Origin of the sequence: Thermococcus sp. M36 (assembly GCF_012027355.1) — an archaeon.
GTDB lineage: Archaea > Methanobacteriota_B > Thermococci > Thermococcales > Thermococcaceae > Thermococcus.
Genome location: NZ_SNUH01000001.1, coordinates 296,499 through 312,826, shown reverse-complemented (window position 1 = coordinate 312,826; position 16,328 = coordinate 296,499). Strand labels below are relative to the sequence as shown.

Annotated in this window: 22 protein-coding genes and 2 tRNA genes; 10 read left to right on the top strand and 14 right to left on the bottom strand. The window is 55.2% G+C overall.

Going from position 1 to position 16,328, the window contains the following annotated elements:
* Positions 1 to 2 precede the first annotated feature (2 nt).
* Complete coding sequence (locus E3E36_RS01785; protein ID WP_167893706.1) at positions 3 to 500, top strand: transposase; 498 nt, start codon at positions 3 to 5, stop codon at positions 498 to 500.
* Between the two features lie 5 nt (positions 501 to 505).
* Here the strand turns inward: E3E36_RS01785 and E3E36_RS01780 are convergent, their stop codons facing one another.
* Positions 506 to 655 carry a hypothetical protein gene (locus tag E3E36_RS01780; protein ID WP_167893705.1) on the bottom strand — a complete coding sequence of 50 codons (150 nt, stop codon included), beginning with the start codon at positions 653 to 655 and terminating at the stop codon, positions 506 to 508.
* A gap of 192 nt (positions 656 to 847) precedes the next feature.
* Positions 848 to 997, bottom strand: a complete 150-nt coding sequence (locus E3E36_RS01775; RefSeq protein ID WP_167893704.1) for a hypothetical protein — start codon at positions 995 to 997, stop codon at positions 848 to 850.
* Positions 998 to 1,061: 64 nt separating this feature from the next.
* On the opposite strand from E3E36_RS01775, the gene E3E36_RS01770 reads away from it, so the two are divergent.
* Positions 1,062 to 1,514, top strand: coding sequence for a M67 family metallopeptidase (locus E3E36_RS01770; protein WP_167893703.1), 453 nt, complete (start codon positions 1,062 to 1,064; stop codon positions 1,512 to 1,514).
* Between the two features lie 42 nt (positions 1,515 to 1,556).
* Here E3E36_RS01770 and mobB read toward each other — a convergent pair whose 3' ends face one another.
* Positions 1,557 to 2,291 (bottom strand): molybdopterin-guanine dinucleotide biosynthesis protein B, encoded by a 735-nt coding sequence (mobB, locus tag E3E36_RS01765; protein ID WP_167893702.1) that lies wholly within the window; start codon positions 2,289 to 2,291, stop codon positions 1,557 to 1,559.
* Positions 2,292 to 2,300: 9 nt separating this feature from the next.
* Positions 2,301 to 2,516: an LSm family protein gene (locus E3E36_RS01760; RefSeq protein WP_167893701.1), complete on the bottom strand. Its 216-nt coding sequence runs from the start codon at positions 2,514 to 2,516 to the stop codon at positions 2,301 to 2,303.
* Between the two features lie 62 nt (positions 2,517 to 2,578).
* On the opposite strand from E3E36_RS01760, the gene E3E36_RS01755 reads away from it, so the two are divergent.
* A complete protein-coding gene (locus tag E3E36_RS01755) occupies positions 2,579 to 3,406 on the top strand; it encodes a hypothetical protein (protein WP_167893700.1) in 828 nt (275 codons plus the stop codon).
* 17 nt (positions 3,407 to 3,423) lie between these two features.
* On the opposite strand, the gene E3E36_RS01750 is transcribed toward E3E36_RS01755, so the two are convergent.
* The 3 genes from E3E36_RS01750 to E3E36_RS01740 are packed head-to-tail and all read right to left on the bottom strand — an operon-like array spanning position 3,424 to position 4,968.
* Positions 3,424 to 3,759 (bottom strand): hypothetical protein, encoded by a 336-nt coding sequence (locus E3E36_RS01750; RefSeq protein ID WP_167893699.1) that lies wholly within the window; start codon positions 3,757 to 3,759, stop codon positions 3,424 to 3,426.
* A gap of 46 nt (positions 3,760 to 3,805) precedes the next feature.
* Positions 3,806 to 4,507 (bottom strand): 6-hydroxymethylpterin diphosphokinase MptE-like protein, encoded by a 702-nt coding sequence (locus E3E36_RS01745; RefSeq protein ID WP_167893698.1) that lies wholly within the window; start codon positions 4,505 to 4,507, stop codon positions 3,806 to 3,808.
* Positions 4,504 to 4,968: a Mut7-C RNAse domain-containing protein gene (locus tag E3E36_RS01740; RefSeq protein WP_167894697.1), complete on the bottom strand. Its 465-nt coding sequence runs from the start codon at positions 4,966 to 4,968 to the stop codon at positions 4,504 to 4,506. The genes E3E36_RS01745 and E3E36_RS01740 overlap by 4 nt, the downstream gene beginning before the upstream one ends.
* A gap of 112 nt (positions 4,969 to 5,080) precedes the next feature.
* Between E3E36_RS01740 and E3E36_RS01735 the strand changes: the two genes are divergently transcribed.
* Positions 5,081 to 5,830, top strand: coding sequence for an MBL fold metallo-hydrolase (locus E3E36_RS01735; protein ID WP_167894696.1), 750 nt, complete (start codon positions 5,081 to 5,083; stop codon positions 5,828 to 5,830).
* Between the two features lie 42 nt (positions 5,831 to 5,872).
* Positions 5,873 to 6,436, top strand: a complete 564-nt coding sequence (locus E3E36_RS01730) for a nitroreductase family protein (protein WP_167893697.1) — start codon at positions 5,873 to 5,875, stop codon at positions 6,434 to 6,436.
* Here the strand turns inward: E3E36_RS01730 and E3E36_RS01725 are convergent.
* A complete protein-coding gene (locus tag E3E36_RS01725; protein WP_167893696.1) occupies positions 6,423 to 6,875 on the bottom strand; it encodes a dual specificity protein phosphatase family protein in 453 nt (150 codons plus the stop codon). The two genes, E3E36_RS01730 and E3E36_RS01725, sit on opposite strands and share 14 nt — an antisense overlap.
* A gap of 135 nt (positions 6,876 to 7,010) precedes the next feature.
* On the opposite strand from E3E36_RS01725, the gene E3E36_RS01720 reads away from it, so the two are divergent.
* Entirely contained in the window at positions 7,011 to 7,754 is a 744-nt protein-coding gene (locus tag E3E36_RS01720) for a DUF2202 domain-containing protein (protein ID WP_394353036.1), read from the top strand.
* 3 nt (positions 7,755 to 7,757) lie between these two features.
* On the opposite strand, the gene E3E36_RS01715 is transcribed toward E3E36_RS01720, so the two are convergent.
* Genes E3E36_RS01715 through E3E36_RS01700 form a run of 4 tightly spaced genes read right to left on the bottom strand, consistent with a single transcriptional unit; the run spans position 7,758 to position 11,637 of the window.
* Positions 7,758 to 8,426: a carbon-nitrogen hydrolase family protein gene (locus tag E3E36_RS01715; RefSeq protein WP_167893695.1), complete on the bottom strand. Its 669-nt coding sequence runs from the start codon at positions 8,424 to 8,426 to the stop codon at positions 7,758 to 7,760.
* The gene (locus tag E3E36_RS01710; protein WP_167893694.1) at positions 8,395 to 9,048 is read right to left on the bottom strand and encodes a class I SAM-dependent methyltransferase; all 654 of its coding nucleotides are present in this window, start codon (positions 9,046 to 9,048) and stop codon (positions 8,395 to 8,397) included. Before E3E36_RS01710 ends, E3E36_RS01715 begins: the two co-directional genes overlap by 32 nt.
* A 25-nt stretch (positions 9,049 to 9,073) precedes the next feature.
* Complete coding sequence (locus E3E36_RS01705) at positions 9,074 to 10,303, bottom strand: metallopeptidase TldD-related protein (RefSeq protein ID WP_167893693.1); 1,230 nt, start codon at positions 10,301 to 10,303, stop codon at positions 9,074 to 9,076.
* Positions 10,300 to 11,637: a TldD/PmbA family protein gene (locus tag E3E36_RS01700; protein ID WP_167893692.1), complete on the bottom strand. Its 1,338-nt coding sequence runs from the start codon at positions 11,635 to 11,637 to the stop codon at positions 10,300 to 10,302. Before E3E36_RS01700 ends, E3E36_RS01705 begins: the two co-directional genes overlap by 4 nt.
* A 58-nt stretch (positions 11,638 to 11,695) precedes the next feature.
* Here E3E36_RS01700 and E3E36_RS01695 point away from each other — a divergent pair, with 58 nt between their 5' ends.
* Positions 11,696 to 12,433 carry a class I SAM-dependent methyltransferase gene (locus E3E36_RS01695; RefSeq protein ID WP_167893691.1) on the top strand — a complete coding sequence of 246 codons (738 nt, stop codon included), beginning with the start codon at positions 11,696 to 11,698 and terminating at the stop codon, positions 12,431 to 12,433.
* A 4-nt stretch (positions 12,434 to 12,437) separates the two neighbouring features.
* Positions 12,438 to 13,367, top strand: a complete 930-nt coding sequence (locus E3E36_RS01690; RefSeq protein WP_167893690.1) for a hypothetical protein — start codon at positions 12,438 to 12,440, stop codon at positions 13,365 to 13,367.
* Positions 13,368 to 13,536: 169 nt separating this feature from the next.
* Here the strand turns inward: E3E36_RS01690 and E3E36_RS01685 are convergent.
* Positions 13,537 to 13,624: transfer RNA gene (locus E3E36_RS01685), tRNA-Leu, on the bottom strand.
* Between the two features lie 110 nt (positions 13,625 to 13,734).
* Here E3E36_RS01685 and E3E36_RS01680 point away from each other — a divergent pair.
* Positions 13,735 to 13,812 (top strand) — tRNA-Lys (locus E3E36_RS01680).
* 72 nt (positions 13,813 to 13,884) lie between these two features.
* The gene (locus tag E3E36_RS01675) at positions 13,885 to 15,096 is read left to right on the top strand and encodes a DEAD/DEAH box helicase (RefSeq protein WP_167893689.1); all 1,212 of its coding nucleotides are present in this window, start codon (positions 13,885 to 13,887) and stop codon (positions 15,094 to 15,096) included.
* On the opposite strand, the gene E3E36_RS01670 is transcribed toward E3E36_RS01675, so the two are convergent.
* Positions 15,093 to 16,316 (bottom strand): transglutaminase-like domain-containing protein, encoded by a 1,224-nt coding sequence (locus E3E36_RS01670; protein WP_240911748.1) that lies wholly within the window; start codon positions 16,314 to 16,316, stop codon positions 15,093 to 15,095. The two genes, E3E36_RS01675 and E3E36_RS01670, sit on opposite strands and share 4 nt — an antisense overlap.
* Positions 16,317 to 16,328: the final 12 nt, after the last annotated feature.

The window sequence follows — 16,328 nt, the reverse complement described above, 5'->3', positions numbered from 1 at the left end:
CCATGAACGTTAGAAGGCTTGAGCTTCTTTTCGCACTAATGCTGATTCTGATGATGTATCTCTACCCGCTGACCCTTATAGGCCTCTGGCTTCTCATGAGGGAGCTCGCGGAGTACAGAGGACCCCTCAAAAGATCGCTCATTGCACTCGTCGTTTCACTTCCCTTCTACGGGGAGAAGATAGTCCTCGGAATCTCCGGATGGAGCAAAACCCTTGGAATAACCCCCATGGAGACAAGCCCCGCCGTGGTGAACATCGTCCACGTGGTATTCCTGGTTCTGCAGTTCCTGAGCCTCTACTTCCTCTATAAGGCACTCTCGCTGATGTCCGACGATACCGGGGCAGAGATGCTGAAGACCGGCGGGCTTATGCTCCTCGTCGCGATACCCCTCCACTTCGCCACGATAACAATGTATTTCGTGGCGACATGGATAGGTCTTGTCCCGATAATCTACGGGCTTGAGCAGACAATCGGTCCGCCCAACATCGGACGTGGATAAAGTCTTCAGGCCACCCACTCAACCTCGTACTCTCTAGCACCGAGCCTTTTCATCTCTTCCCTGGCTATCTCCTCGGCCCTTCTCACGTCGTTGGTCACCACGATGCGCTCCTCAGGAAGAGTGTGGTCGAAATAGTATACTATCCTCACGAGCATTTCCACACCCCCAAATATATCACTGCGAGTGATTCATATGGCTCGCGGTTTAAAAACATTGGTGGCCTTAAAAGTACGTCAATAACCACAAATAAGCGCACAAAAAAGTTCGTTAATGGACACAAAAATGCGGGGAGACATAGATGGCCATCCGCAGTGCTGGCAGGGGAAGGAAGAAAGGGAAGCGGAGAATCACTCAAGCTTCTCAAGTTCGAAGACCCTCGCATCCTTCCGCCTGAGCTCCTGGAGCGCGAGCCTCCTTGCCTCGTCGGCCGTTTCGGCCTCAAAGACTATCGTTTTGCCGTGGTATTCCCCTCCATGCAGCGTGAGGGCCCATTTCATAATATCACCGACAGCACTTTGTCAATCATTCAAAACTTATAAGCTTAACGCCGCAGTTGAGAACATGAGACTGGTTATCCCCAGGGACTACCTCGAAAAAATTGTCAAAACGGCAAAAAACTCCGCGGCGGAAGTCTGCGGCTTCCTTTTCGGTGGGACGGACGGGGGCAGTCTAACTGTCAAAGAAATCCGATTCGTGACCAACAGGCTAAACTCCCCCACAGCTTTTGAGATGGAGCCCCTTGAAATGGTCGAGGCGATAGACGGGGCTGAGGAGGGGGGTCTCGAGGTCATTGGGATTTTCCACTCCCACCTCAACTGTCCACCGAGGCCGAGCGGGAAGGATTTGAGGGGGATGAATCTTTGGCCGGTCGTCTGGCTCATCGTAACTCCAGAGGGAGAAGCGAGGGCGTGGGTTTTGAAGGATGAGGGAATAGAAGAAGTTGAAATTGTACACCCAGAAGTAGCGCGTGGCATGTTTGGAGAAATGGAACAGCAGAGGAATTCGAAAGACTAAGGGTGGAAACACACGAGCAGAGAAAATTCGACGGCCAATCCGTCACTCTTCCCTTATCACAATCTCAATCTTCTGCCCATCTCTATAGCCCTTCATCGCCGAGAGCATGCCCTTTATCGTCTTTTCGACCAGCTCCTGCACCCAGTCCTTCATTGGGAGAACCTGGCCGTCTATCTTGACGGTTACCTTCGGTTTCTGGCTGAGGACGACGCAGTCCTTCAGGGTTTTCTCGCCAGTGACTATCATCCTCGCCATCTCGGCGCACTTAAAGCCGCACATACCGCAGTCTATGTTGGGCAACATGAAGGCACGCTTCTCCACGATGTCGGCGAGCTTTTCTGCCTCAGTGAGGGCGTTTATCGCGGGGAGGCCGTTTACCTCATCGATCCCACTCTCGGTTATAACGCCGCTCACAGCTATGGCAAGGCCATCGTTCAGCTCCCTCACGTCGTTCTCATCCCTGGCGCATATTACCCTTGGAACGTGATGGATTGATTTAAACCCCTCAAGCAGGAGGAAGTCAGCGTTGACCATGGAGAAGAGGGCGTTAATGTCCCGGGCCTTGAAGAGGAACGCATCGGTATCGTTCGCCCTGACCAAGACTGCATCGGCTACCTTGGAGAATCGCCATGTGTCGCTCCCTTCTCGGTCAAAATCGGCGTGCATGCTCTTCGCTATGGCCACGCGGTAGCCGCGCTCCTTCAGAATCCTCGCAACGGCTTCAACGGCCGTCGTCTTTCCGCTCTTTTTATAGCCAACGAAGGCCACCGCCCTCATGGTTCCACCTCACAGGAGCATTATCCAGTTGAGATCCTCTATCTTGACCATCAGAGCCTTGGCCCGGTTTCCCGCTATGTCAGAGACATCCTTCAGGACTATGACCTCCTCGTCGAAGTCCTCCAGTGTCCCTGTGAATGAGTGCTCACTGCTCACAGCGAGTGCCACTTTCTTTCCCCTCCACGCCTCAAGGGTTCTGTCCAGCAGGTACTGCTTTTCGCCCATCCCCTCACCCCCAGAGACCAAAAACCTATAAGGCTTTTAACCGTTTCCGGTTCGGTGGTAGAATGAGGCTGGTTACAAGGAACGAGGTCACGAAAAAGGCACTCATTGATGACCTGAAGAGGGAAGGGATAAGGTTCGAGCTGCACGAGAGGCTCGGCTATGAAAGCTTCATAGGATATTCTCTGGAGGGCACCCTTGAAGAAATACGCGCCCAGATAGATGTTATCGAGGGGGCCGACAGAGAGGCCCTCAAGGAAGGCTTTGTGTCGTTCAGGGAGAGCCTCAACCACATCCTTGAGCACCTGAAGGTCGGGGAGAAAGTCGAAAACCTCATCCGGGAGGGCCCCTGGGTTGCAGAGATACTCGACCAGCTGGCAAGGAACGGGGCCATTGAAGTCTCCGAAGGAACCGCCAGGCTGAAGGGCGAGGTGGATGTCTCAGAGCTGCGCTTCCAGTTCAAATTCCCATTCAACCTCGTCCACAGCCCGGAGAGTGCCGAGAGAATAGCCAGGCAGTACGTCCTCACCGACCTGGTGGTTGAGTATGAAATAGAGATACTGGAACTCGACATGGCGAAGATAAACGCGGTGGGAAGGGTCGCGGCAAAATATTTCCCGGAGGACTACCTCCTCAGGGCATACTTCGGCCTTGTGGGGCGGAGCATACTGGCGGCGGAGATACTCAAAGCCATCGGGGACGAGAAGGTTCCGGAGGTGGAGGTAATAGGGGCGTTCACCAGGGCGGCGCCGATAGAGATCCCCACGGAAAAGGGCACCCTCGTAGTGAACTACGGCAGGGGAACCGTTGAGGAGGTTCTGCGCCTTCTCAAAAAGCTCGGCTATGTGGAGATAAAAGGGGGAAAGGTTCGGAAGATCAAGGATCTGGTCTGATCGTCCTCCTTTTTGGATTAGTAAACCCCTACCCCTCCTGCACTCTCTTTTTCGGAGGGCAGGAGAACCGCTCCAATGAGCATGAGGATTCCCCCCACGCGGCTCGTCAGAATCAGGGCAACAACGGCAGGGACTATCACTTTGTCCCTGGCCTCCCGGTATCTGCCCATTTCCGCCAGATCCACCGCTTCGCTCGACCTCTTATAAATCCACCACGCCAGTATCAACAGCGGCACCGCGATCACAATGCCTATTATGGTTATCAGGAGCAGAAGGCCAATGACCAGCGGCTCTATAATGCCCACTATTCCTCCTATCCTTATCAGCAGCCTTGCGGTCTCAACGTCGTCCATGGTACCACCTAAATTATTACTACATCAACAAAAATAAACTTTTCCTTCATTGGTGTAACCACATCAGCTCGGCCCGGCCGTTCTTTTCCAGCCACTCTAGCAGCTCCTTCGCAAACTCAAACTTCTTCCTCTTGCTCTCCCAGACCGGCGAGTGCGCCCGAAGGCCCGGCTTGCTCCATTTGCCCACGACATCCCCAAAGTCAAAGCCAACCAGAACGATCTCCCTCGCACCGAGCTCTTCCGCCAGAAAGGCCGCCCTGTCGCCGTCCGTGAAGCCGCCGAAGTTGTAAACGATGTCGAGAGGTTCGGTCTGGCACGTCCCGAGGATGCGGGAGAGCACCGGTACGTACACGGTGAGCTTATCGACGTTGTCCCCATGGGCGTGGATCACTAGGAAAGAGCCGCGGTCATTTGCCAGCTTTATGTCGGAAATCCTGCCGTCGAGGTCGGTGACGATTATGTCGGGAAGCAAGCCCGCATCGAGGAGCGCGGAGGTCGCTCCATCTGCCGCTATCAGCGTCCCGTCCGAGAAGTCGAACTCCCTCAGTGCGTCCCCAAGGCTCGGGCCGCAGCCGAAAACGTAGGCCTTCCTGCCGACGACCACCTCAAGCTCCTCCCTCAGCAGGTAGTCGTCCCCCTCCAGGAGGAGCGCCCTCAAAATTTCCGCGGCCTTCCTGTCCTCCTCAATAGAGTACCCCATCTCCCGGACTATGCGGAAGTAGAAGGGCTCCCACTGTCTCCAGTTCATTCTCCTCCCCTCAGCTTCCGGTCAATTTTAACCATCTCCCTCCACTGTCTGCCCGGCCAGTATATCTGACCGCAGTCTGTGCAGACGTAAAACTCGCCGTAGCGTTCGTAAACGCTCGGAGGAACCTTTCCTTTAACCTCTTCTTTTGAGGCATGTCTTATTAGCCCGTTGCACTTAGGACAGCGTGCGTTTGCCGGGAACAGCTCCTTGAATTCGACGCCGAAGTGTCTGAGTTCCTCAACCTGTTCCTCGAACGAGTTCGACTCCAGCAGAACAACTCCAATGCCGAGCCTTCTGGCCCTCTCGGCGAGGGTGGCGTCCCTTGTAAGGATTACCCTGCCCTCTGCTCCCGCCATCCTAAGTATCTCATCGTCGTCCTCCACCCCGTAGAGGGTGTCGTATCCGTACAGCCGGAGCCATCTTGCCAAACGGCCCAGCATCATGTCCGCTATGAACTCCATCCCCATCAAAGGAGTGTTGATTCGTGGGCGTTAAAGCGTTTCCCTTTCCAATCCACATTCAGCAAGGCTTATAAGTCCTGAAATATTTCACATCCATAAAACGGTGGTGGCCATGCTCGTCTACTTCATTGGCACCGGCGGTAGCGAGGGCATTCCAGCGCACCTCTGCACGTGCAGGACATGCAGCGAGGCGAGGAACTTCGGCTTCGCCCAGAGGAAGCCCTCAACCCTCGCGGTAATCACCGAGAACAGAAAAGCCGTTCTCTTTGACGTGGGGACCGATATCAGGGACAGCCTCAGCGTTCCCCTGGAGGCGATCTTCCTGACCCACTGGCACCACGACCACATATACGGTCTCTATAAGCTCCGCTGGATGGCAATGGAGACCCCTCTCTACGTCCCAGAAGGGCACGCAGATGCCCTCATCCTGAAAGAGCCAAAGAACCTGAGGCCGAGGGTAATAAGGCAGGGGGAGACCGTGGAGATAGACGCCCTTAAGATAACCGCAATAAAGCTCAACCATCAGGTCGAGACCCTTGGATACCTCATCGAGGAGGATGGAAAAAGCGTTGCTCTGCTCTACGACACGAAGGGCCTTCCTGAGGAGACACAGAAGTTTCTGGAGAAGAAAGCCCCGCTCAGGCTGGCGATAGTCGATGCGACCTACCCGCCCGGCACGGACGACCCCTATCACAACAACGTTGATGAAGCTGCTGAGATAGGCCTTTCCCTCGCGGAGAGAACCGTTTTAAGCCATATATCCCACAAGAACCTCCCCTTCCTCGAGCTGACGGAGTACGTGAGGAAGAGGTGGAGGAACAAAGTCCTCGTCGCCTACGACGGGATGGTGTTCTACGTCTAAACGTTTTTATCTCTCGTCCACCAAAATTATGCTGGTGGTGACATGCGCGTTCTCGAGCTGGCAAAGAGGAGGAAGACCGTCAGACAGTTTCTCCCGGATAAGCCTCCAAAGGAAGACATCCTGAAGGCGATAAAAGCAGCTAAGGAAGCTCCCTCCGGGATGAACGCTCAGCCCTGGAAGTTCCTCGTTGTGGACGACGAGTGGATGAAGGGTAAAATACGGGAGCTCTGCGAGGCCGAAGAAGAGAAGTTCTACTCCAGAACGAAGGGTGACCTGATGGCCTGGCTGAACGCGAAGGGGTTCAAGCCGGAGAAGCCCTTCCTGAGCGAGGCCCCTTACCTAATCCTTGTCTTCGGACACACCAGAGCCCCCTACTGGCTCCAGTCAACGTGGATAGCCGTCGGCTACCTGTTACTGGCACTTGAAGAGCTCGGCCTCGGAACGGTGACCTACACGCCACCGAACCCTAAGCCAATCGAAGAGCTCCTGAAGGCCCCTCCGGAATACAAGCTCCAGACAATACTTCCAGTCGGCTATCCAGCCGACCCAAAGCCCAAATACGAGAGAAAGAAGCTGGAGGACGTTGTGTCCTTCAACGGCTTCTGAGGAGTCTCTCCAACTCTTTTAGAACCTCTATCTGCTCGTAGGTCTCTACTGCACCTGGCCTCACAGAGCGGATCCTTCTCAGGGCCTCGCGCAGGGGGAGGCCCTTCGAGTACATGAGCCACGCGGTTGCCACAGTTCCACTCCTTCCCAGGCCGCCGAGGCAGTGGATTAGAACCTTCTTTCCCTCCCCGACTCTCGCCTCTATCCAGCGAAGGATTTCAAGGAGCTGTTCAACACTTGGAGCCGTGAAGTCCTCTATCGGGCTGTGGAGAACTTCCACGCCCCTCTTTCTCCACTCTTCGAGTGGATAGGGGGGCTCGTACTCTTCAACCAGAACTACTATCGCGTCGAAGGTCTCCGAAACTGCGTCCAGTTCGCTCTTCGTAGGCATCCGCGAGAAAGCAACGTTATCGTCGACGAATTTGGCCGAGCGCCACATGCTACCACCTCTGGGCATTCCGGAACCATTTAAATAAACCTTTTGACGAAGCACCCATTTCAAATGGCCGAATGAACCAAAAGGTATTTATGAACTTCAGGTAAGATTATCAGATGGACACCAAACACCGGAGGGATGGACATGAGGGGGCTTTACGCCCTCTTCGTGGCGGTTATCCTCGTCTTGGGGGTTATGGCCTCGGGCTGCATTGGGGCGGAGGAGACTTCAACAACCTCCACGGAAAGCCCAGTATCAGCGAACACCGTTCCGCTTGTGGCCGATTCCAACGGCGACCTGAACACCAACGACCTGCAGTCCTACGTGGATTCCCTGCCGGCCGAGCCCCTGACCGATGTTGAAAAAGAGGGACTCCTGTTCATGGTCGAGGAGGAGAAGCTGGCCCACGACGTTTACACCAAGCTGTACGAGAAGTGGGGGCTCCAGATATTCAGCAACATAGCCAGAAGCGAGACCACCCATGTTGAGTCCGTCAGACTGCTCCTGAGGAAGTACAACCTTACGGATCCAACTGAGAACGCAGGTATAGGTGAGTTCCAGAACAAGGAGCTCCAGGCACTCTACGACCAGCTCATAGAGATGGGTATGAAGAGTGAGATCGATGCCTTGAAGGTGGGGGCAATCATCGAGGAGACTGACATAAGGGACCTGCAGGGGTGGCTGGCCCAGACCAACAAGATAGACATCATAACCGTCTATGAGAACCTTATGATGGGTTCGAGGAACCACCTGAGGGCCTTCGTGGGTCAGCTTGAAAACAGAGGGGTTACCTACGAGCCGCAGATACTCCCCAAAGATGAGTACGAGCTGATAATCAACAGCCCGATGGAGACCGGTGGTGGAATGGGCGGTAAGCCCTGAGCCCTATTTTTCTTCCCATATCAGCAGTTCGTCCCCAGATGTTTCCGCCAGCAGGTTCCCGTCCCCATCGAAGACCCAAGCACCGCCAGGTGGGTGGCTGTTGACTATGAATGTCCTAACACCGAGGAGTTCAGCCCGCTCAGACATTGCCTTTACATCCTCCTCGTTCGGCTCGCCGTAGTCCGGTGAGTACTCCATCGGCACGAAGATGAAGTCCGGTTTCTTTCTCCGAACCCACTTCGCTATCCTCTTGTTGTAGAGGTCGCCGCAGATAATTATCGCCACCTTTCCGAATTCGGTTTTAACCGTTCTGACGGTGTTTCCGGTGCAGAACTTCATCGGCTCCTGGAACTTGCGGTGCTTGAGTAGAACTTCGCCGTTCCGGCCGATTAGCAGAGCCGAGTTGTAGACACAGTTTTTGTAGGGTTCCAAAAGGCCGAAGACGATGTAAACCTCATGCTCCCTTGCGAGTTCACTCATCCGTTCGACTATCTCACCGTAAAGCTCCGCCCCGCTGAAGTCCCATTCGGCAAAGCCGGTCAGACAGTACTCTGGGAAGACGAGGAAGTCTGGGTCGTGCTTTGATGCCTCGTTAAACCGCCGCTGGAACTCCTTCCAGTTTGCTTCGAAGTTCCCAACCTCAACCCGCATCGGGATTAGCACGACCCTCACTTTCATCCCTCCGGAGAACCATCAGGAAGGCTCCGCTGAGTTTCCCATGGCTCATAGCCCTCCCCAGGCTGATGTCATCGAACAGTTCGAGCCCCTTGGCTCTCCCGATGTCCTTCACCCTCTCCCTGAGCCCGTTGAGGTCAAAGTCGGCCACCACAACCCGTCCACCGGACCTTAAGACTTCAAGGGTCTGCCTCAAGAATCCCTCCGGCTCGAAATCGTGGAGAACGTACATGAAGACGACCGTGTCGAACTTTCCGAGCTTGACATTCCTATCAAGGAAGTCGCCCTCAACGAAGCGCAGATTGGGGGCGTGTTTTTCCAGTCTCTTCGAGAACTCCACCATGTAGGGATCCTTCTCGAGGCCGACTATCTCCTCGGCGTTTCCGGAAAGGGCCATCACGAGCGCGGGGAATCCCGTCCCCGAGCCCACGTCGAGAACCCGCCCCCGAATCCGTCTGGATACCTCCTCAATCATCCTGAGCCTCAGCCTAATCTCATCTCTGTAGAGCCGGAACCACGCGAGCCTCGACCCGACGAGCCACATAAAGTCCTCCTCGCTCCCCCCGGCTTCCTCGAAGTGTTTCAGCGCCTCGGAGTAGAAAACCCTGAGCGGCTCCATTTTTCTCCCTCCAGCGGCGGGAGTCTCACGGCACCACCTTCACCTTAGTGAGCACGTGGGGGAAGGCCATAGAGACCGGCTCGAACCATATCCCCCTGCGCTCCATTCCCACCAGCTCTATCCCCTCCAGTAGCCTTTTGATGTTCCCTGTGATCGTGAAGCTCGTCAAAGCCGCTATCTCCCTGTTCCGGACTACAAAGGCGGGATTGGCCAAAACCGAGAAGTTTCCGGTCTTCGAGTCCACCCCGCCGAGCCCCATAAGGCCGGCAATGAGGTAGCCATCCTCCAGCTCGGCGAGCATCTCGTCGAGGGAAGCGTCTCCGCTCAGGGTGAGGTGGTGAGGGGCTGGAAAAACGTTCGCCTCGACTCTTACAGCGTTTCCGGTGCTCTTTCTTCCAACCTTGTAAGCCCAGTAGCTATCCCAGAGGTGGCCTGTGAAGGTGCCCTCACTGATGAGTGCCCGCCGTTTTGTGGAAACACCCTCGTCGTCCGCTTTGGCCGGCTTGAGGCTCGTTTCATCCAGGGGATCGTCGTAGAGGGTGAAGTTTTCGCCCGCAACCCTCTGGCCTTCCCTCAGCACCGAGGCGCCCCTGACTAGGAGCGAACCCGACGCTTCCCTGACGAGGCCGAGGTAGAGCAGCTCCGCAAAGGAGAGTGGCGAGAGGATCACGCGCGTCTCCCCGGGAGAAGCTTTCTCCATCCGTTCTGCTTTTTTAATTGCCCCAGTTCCTTCCGAGATGAGCCGCCGTATCCCGGGGATTTCAGGGAAAGCCACCTGTTCCCTGAAAAAGGCATCTCCCCTGACGAGGGAGAACGAAACGTCCACGATGGAGTACTCCCCCCGAACTTCGGCCCCGCGGGAGTTCCAGACATCAACCTGCCTCTTAAGGAGGCCAACTTCAAGCTCGGGGACTCCTATCCCTTCGTTCTCGGCCAGAGCTATTGTTTCCTTGATTTCGTCGGTGTGTTCAAAGAGTGAGCCCTTGAAAGCCCTCCCCCACCGCGCTTTCTCTCCTTCAGGCAGGCGGTAGTCCTCCTTGGGGGAGAGCTTTGAGAGTTTTGTGGCCAACTCCCTCGCCCTCTCCTCTGCCTTCTCGTCAATTCCTTCCACGAGGGCCTGGCCTATTCTTCCGTCCTTCACTACCCTGACGACCGTGAAAGCCCTCTCTCCCGACTCGGGCCTGAGCGTTCCGGAGGAGTAGGATAGTTTCTCCCTGACTTCCCTCATCCGGTAAACCTCCACCTCCATCCTCATCCCACCCTTATGCCTCTCTCAAAGAGCATGTGCGGTCCTCCGAGGCTCACAAAGGCGATCTGCCCCTTCCCACAGTAGGAGTTCTCAAAGGCGAGTTCCCTTCCGAGCATTGTGACTCCTTTAAGGGCGTCTATCGCAACACCGCTGGCGGAGATGCCCGCCACGGGCTTCGTCACCTCGCCGTTCTCTATGAGGTAGGCCTCAGAAACAGAGACCGTGAAGGCGGAGTTGAACTCCGTCTGCCCTCCGGAGGAGCGGACGAGGTAGTAGCCAAACTTTATCTCCCCAATCATCTCCTCAAGGGAAGCGTCGCCCGGCTCGAAGTAGGTGTTCCTCATCCTGATAAGCGGCGGATAGCGGTAGTTTTCGGCCCTCGCATGTCCGTTGGGCTCCATGCCCCACTTGGTCGCGTGCTCTCTGTCGAGGAGAAGCTCGTTAAGAACGCCGTTCTTCAGTATCTCAACCTTCCTCACGGGAGTCCCTTCGTCGTCGTAGCGGTCGTTCCCGAAGCCGTCCTTGACCGGCCCATCGCTGAGGCCGAGGAACTCGGGGGCAACCCGTTGGTTCAAGAAGTCTTTGAAAGGAGTTCCCGGAGTTAAGTCCGCCTCGGCGAGGTGACCCAAGGCCTCGTGTGCTATAAGACCCGCGAAAAGGGGGGACAGCAGGACTGGAACATCGCCGGTCTTTGGCGGTCTGACCCCTTCGAGGCCGCTCCGCAGTTGCCCCTCAATTCCAAGTTTGAGGCGCTCTTTTATTTCATCGAAGGCTTCAACGCCCCTCTCCACGCTCCCGTAGTGGTTGTAAACTTGGACGCTCCTTCCATTGTTCCTTGCTACTACCGAGGCATAGAACTCCACCGATGAGATTTCCCACTCTATCTCCGTCTCTTCGCTGGTTATGAGCCTCTTAACGCCCGCTCTCCCAGTGTAGGCGGCGTTTACAACCCGGTTATCCCCCGCTATCTCGGAGTAGAGCTCCCTCACAAGTTTTGCGGCTTCCTCCGGCGATATGTCAGAAGGCTTAACCTTCATAGGGCTCCTGACGTAATCTCTGATGGGCTTGACTTCCGCGGGCTTAATGTTTGAGGGCGTTAGTTTTGCTGCCCTCATCGCCATCTCCAGTGCCATCTCAAGCCCATCCTGTGAAGTCGTGAAGGAGAATCCCCACGAGCCGTTGAAGAGCACCCTGACCCCGTAGCCGCTGATTATCTTCGATGAGGCGCTGAGCTCTCCCGACCTCACGGAAAGCTCCGTTGAGAGGACTTCCTCGAAGCGAACCTCGGCGTAATCAGCCCCGAGCTGGAGGGCCCTTCCGATGACGCCGTACTCGTCCATAGACTCACCTGAATTCTACACCATCAAAAATCTTTAAAAACTATTCGGCGTTGTAATTATGGCAAACGCGTTTAGGGGGCTTGTGGCGATGTTCAAAAACCTCGGCTACACTGACGCACCCCTCTATGAGAAGACCAAAGACGAATATGATATAGAAAGTGAGAGCGGTCGAGAGAGGTTTGAAGAACTGAAGGGGCTCCTCTCCATACACCTCCCAATTAAGGGGGGCAGAGCCCTAGATATCGGCTGCAACGCAGGACTTAGCAGTTTTGTTTTAGAAGAGCTTGGTTTTAAAGTTGTGGGGATAGACATTCAAGAAAAAGCCGTTGAACGAGCCAAAGAATTGGCGAAAAAACGGGGCTCAAAGGCAGAATTTTATGTTATGGACGCCAGAAATCTAGAATTCAAAGAAAACACCTTTGATCTCGTCGCGTTACTCGGCTATCCACTGGCCCATTTCAGCATCTGGGATTTTGATAGGATTCTGCAGGAAATTAAACGAGTCCTAAAACCTCAAGGTTATATTGTGATTCAAGAAAGCGACTTCCTCTGGACGCTCATCCGGGGCTTTAACCAGCCGGGGCTTGAGGCCGAGGGGCTAGTCAGAATAAACTTAGACGTGAACGTGTACGAGGGTTACCTTGACAGGTTGCTGATAGATTTTGAGAGGGGAGTCTTTTCGAGGGATAAATTCTACATATGGTCTCCATGGATCCTGAGGTATGTCCTGGAGAAGAATGGATTCCAAGTTGAGTTTAAGGGGCGGGATTTGATAATAAGCCATCCAGAGAGGTGAGCCCATGAGGATTTACTCCTTCGGCCCTGAGACCGTTCCAGTTGCTATAGCTAAAGACCTCATCGTTGGAAGCGTCCACGACGGGAGGAACTACAAAATAATGTTGGCGAGGGTTGACGGCGAGGAAATGGTCGAAATCCGCTTTTTGGCCGGTAAAAACGACTGGGAGGGGCACAGTGCGGCCAAGCTTGCGGACGGCTACTTAATAGGAGGTGCCGTCGAAGGGAGGGCTACCCCTGACGGAGGGAATGGCTGGAAGGCCTACGTGGCTCGGCTCGACGAAAGCCTGAACGTTCTCTGGGAGCGGAAGATTGAAATACGGAACAACGGGGCTGTTTACTCCATCGTACCCAGCGGCGACACCGTTTTCATCGCCGGTGACACCGGGAGTCCCGGAAACAGAGGCTTCTTTCTCGGGACACTCTCGCTCGATGGCGAGCTCCTATGGCTGAGGGACTTTGGGAGCTGGGAAGATGCAATGTTAACAACGCTCCTTCCACCCGAAGACGGCCTCAGGCTAATCGGAAGCGTGAAAACCAGACGCTGGGAGGTAAGGGCCTTTGAATTTGACTCCAGCGGGGAGCTTCTCGGAGAGGAAGCCCTCGCGGAAGGAATAGCACTGACCGCCAGTGTATGGAGGGGAAAGCTTGTCCTTGCAGGCTACAGAGGCGAGGGCTTCTGGGTCCGCATCGGCAAGGAGAATTTCAAGCTCAGGGAAGGAGCGGCCACCTCAGTGCTGGCCCTGGAGAACCGCCTCCTTATCGGCGGTGAAATTGAGGGAAACGCCGTTCTGCTGGGGCCCAATTTTAACGGGAAACTGCTGGAAAAGAGGCTCCTGTGGGAGAACGGCTCGGTTGAGGCTTTGGGGGAAAACCTTGCGCTGGGAGTGAAGGAGGAAGGGAAGAAGATGGTCATCCACTCCTTGCCCCTCTGATCTTGGCTCCAGTGTAAACAACCGCGAGCATTGTAAAGCCGATTGCCGGTCCCCAGAGAAGTCCTCACCCGAGGAGACATCGCGCAGGTAATCAATGATTCCAACTGTGTGGTCCCTTAGAAAAGCACGCCATTTTTCCGCCAACGCTTTGCGAAGCAAAGGGCTGTAATGGTGCGGGGGCGGGGATTTGAACCCCGGAACCCCTACGGGACGGGACCCTCAATCCCGCGCCTTTGACCAGGCTCGGCAACCCCCGCGTTGCCAAAGTATAACGCTCGGAGAGGCTTTATAAATTTTTCCCTGCATTGGCCGTTCCCTGCGACCAAAAAATTTATAAAGCCACCTCCCGTCTATGGTTTCGGGTTGAGGGCCGGTAGCTCAGCATGGTTAGAGCGCGGGACTCTTAATCCCGTGGTCGGGGGTTCGAATCCCCCCCGGCCCGCCAAATCGCGTTTCTTCTCGACGCGTTCTGTTTGAGAAGGGATGCGTTTGAGCAGTTGAAAAGGAGTTAAGAAAAATGAGTTTTGAAAGCTTAGGCTTATCTGAGGCGACGTTAGTTGCCGTTAGGAGGAAGGGCTTCTCACAGCCCACCGACATCCAGAGGGAGGTCATTCCGCGCCTTTTGTCTGGCGATGCAGATATAATCGGGCAGTCCCAGACCGGAACCGGAAAGACGGCCGCTTTTGCCTTGCCCATAATCGAGGCGATTGATGAGAAGGAAAAGAGTGTCCAGGCGATTATCCTGACGCCCACGAGGGAGCTCGCCCTTCAGGTGGCGGACGAGATAAAGAGCCTCCGAGGGAGGAAGAGAGTTTACGTTTACGCAGTCTACGGCGGCCAGCCGATTGGCCCGCAGATAAGGGCCCTTGAGAGAGGTACTCACGTCGTCGTTGGAACCCCCGGAAGGGTTCTCGACCACATAAGGCGCGGAACCCTTGATCTGAGCGGGGTGAAGTTCTTCATCCTCGACGAGGCCGACAGGATGCTTGACATGGGCTTCATAGACGACATAGAGGCAATCTTCAGGGAAACACCGAGGAAGAAGCGCGTGCTGATGTTCTCGGCAACGATGCCACGCGAGATTTTAAGGCTGGCGAGGCGCTATATGAACGATTATGAGGTAATCAAAGTCAGCAGCGACGAGCTCGTTCCGGAGATGGTGGAGCAGGAGTACATTGAAGTCGTTCCTGCCAGAAAGTTCTCGACTCTCAAGAAAATCCTTAGCGACGACTTCTACGGGATAGTCTTCTGCGCAACGAAGAGGGAAACGCGGGAGCTGAGCGAGAAGCTCAGGAGGCAGGGCTACAGCGCCGAAGCTCTCAACGGAGACATGAGTCAGGCGGCCAGAGAAAGGACATTCTGGCGCTTCAAGACCAAGAGGACAAGGATTCTCGTAGCGACTGACGTTGCCGCGAGGGGCCTCGACGTCCAGGACATAAGCCACATAGTGAACTACTCCCTGCCCATGACGGCCGAAGACTACGTCCACAGGATAGGCAGAACCGGCAGGATGGGCAAGAAGGGCAAGGCGGTCACCTTCATCATGCCCGGTGAGTTCAAGAGGCTCCGCTACATAGCAAGCGTCGCGGGTGTTGATATCCAGAAGTCTGAGCTCAGCGAGGAGATACCTAGGGAGTACCGCGAGAGGTACGAGCGCGAGGAGAGACCACGGGGATACAGGAAAAACGGAAGAAGAAACTACTCCCGCGGCTATTCGAGGCGCTATTAGTGTTCTCCGAGGTAGAGGGTTACGGCTAGGTCGTTCCCCTCGACTTTCACCTCGACCCATACTGCGTCGCTCTTCTCAATATCGCCGAGGAGTTCCTCGTCGGAAGTTATCCGCCCAACAAGCCATTCTGCATACTGTTCGTGGAATATTGGATGGTAGTAATCCGCAAGATTCTGGTAGGTTACCAACCAGGCTTTGCCCGATTTGTAGCCCTCGGGAAGCTTTCCGTCGGAGAGCAGCGAGAGGGAATTGTCAACCGCCAGGTTAAACTCCTCGGAGAGCAGCCCAACCATTCTGTAGGCGAGCGCTGTTGCGTCGTTCTCAGTCATACTGTAGTCCTGCTTGAGGAAGTCCTCCCCCCTTAAAATACCGAGGGTCTTCACGGAGGCTAAATCGTTGCCCGGCCGAATCTCGTAGAGAGTCGCGTTGATGACCCTACTTCCCTGCCTCTCCCAGTAGCGGTAGTAGGAGCCGAGATCCATCGGAGGCAGGCGCTGGTCGAGGACGAAGAACCAGCCGTCTATCCTTACAAGTGCCGCCGCATGGCCGAGGTCGGTGAGGTTTATCCCCATCGCGTAAACGGGCGAGTAGTTCATGGCCAAGAGCAGGGCGTCGGTGAGAACCGTGTAGTCAGTGCATATGCCCTTTCCTCGCATAATCGTCTCGTAGGGAGTCTGTATCGTGTTGTTCTGCCCCTCAACAACTTCCTGTCTTCCGTCGGGGTAAATGATAATCTTGGCAAAAGGCTCTTTCGCCTTCTCCCGGTCGTATGTTACCCACTGCCCTTCCCAGTCAAGGACGTTCCAGGCGCTCTCTTCGAGAGTCGCGCCCTTCAGCTCAGCGGCGAGGGGTGAGATGACCTCAAGCTCCGGCCCGCTCAGCATACAAGGAAGGGCGTCCTTGAGTATGTAGCGCCATAGAACGCCGCTGCAGTTCAACTGGGCGTCCTGGCTGGGCAGGAAAACCGTCAAGTTGTTCCACTGAACCTCCGGGTTTGTCCAAGTTGCGGGCGGGGTTGTGGTTGTTGTGGTAGTTGTAGTCTGTGGTGTTGGGGACGTTGAAGGGTACGTTGAGTGGGAAGTAGTGGATGAAGTTTCAGTTTGCTGAACTACAGTGATACATCCTGAGACGAACACCATGAGCGCGATTACCAGCGCGAAGACTGCCCTTCTCATCATGACATTAAAATCGTCAGTGGGAGTTATAAAGGGAACCTCCATGGAGCAACCTTT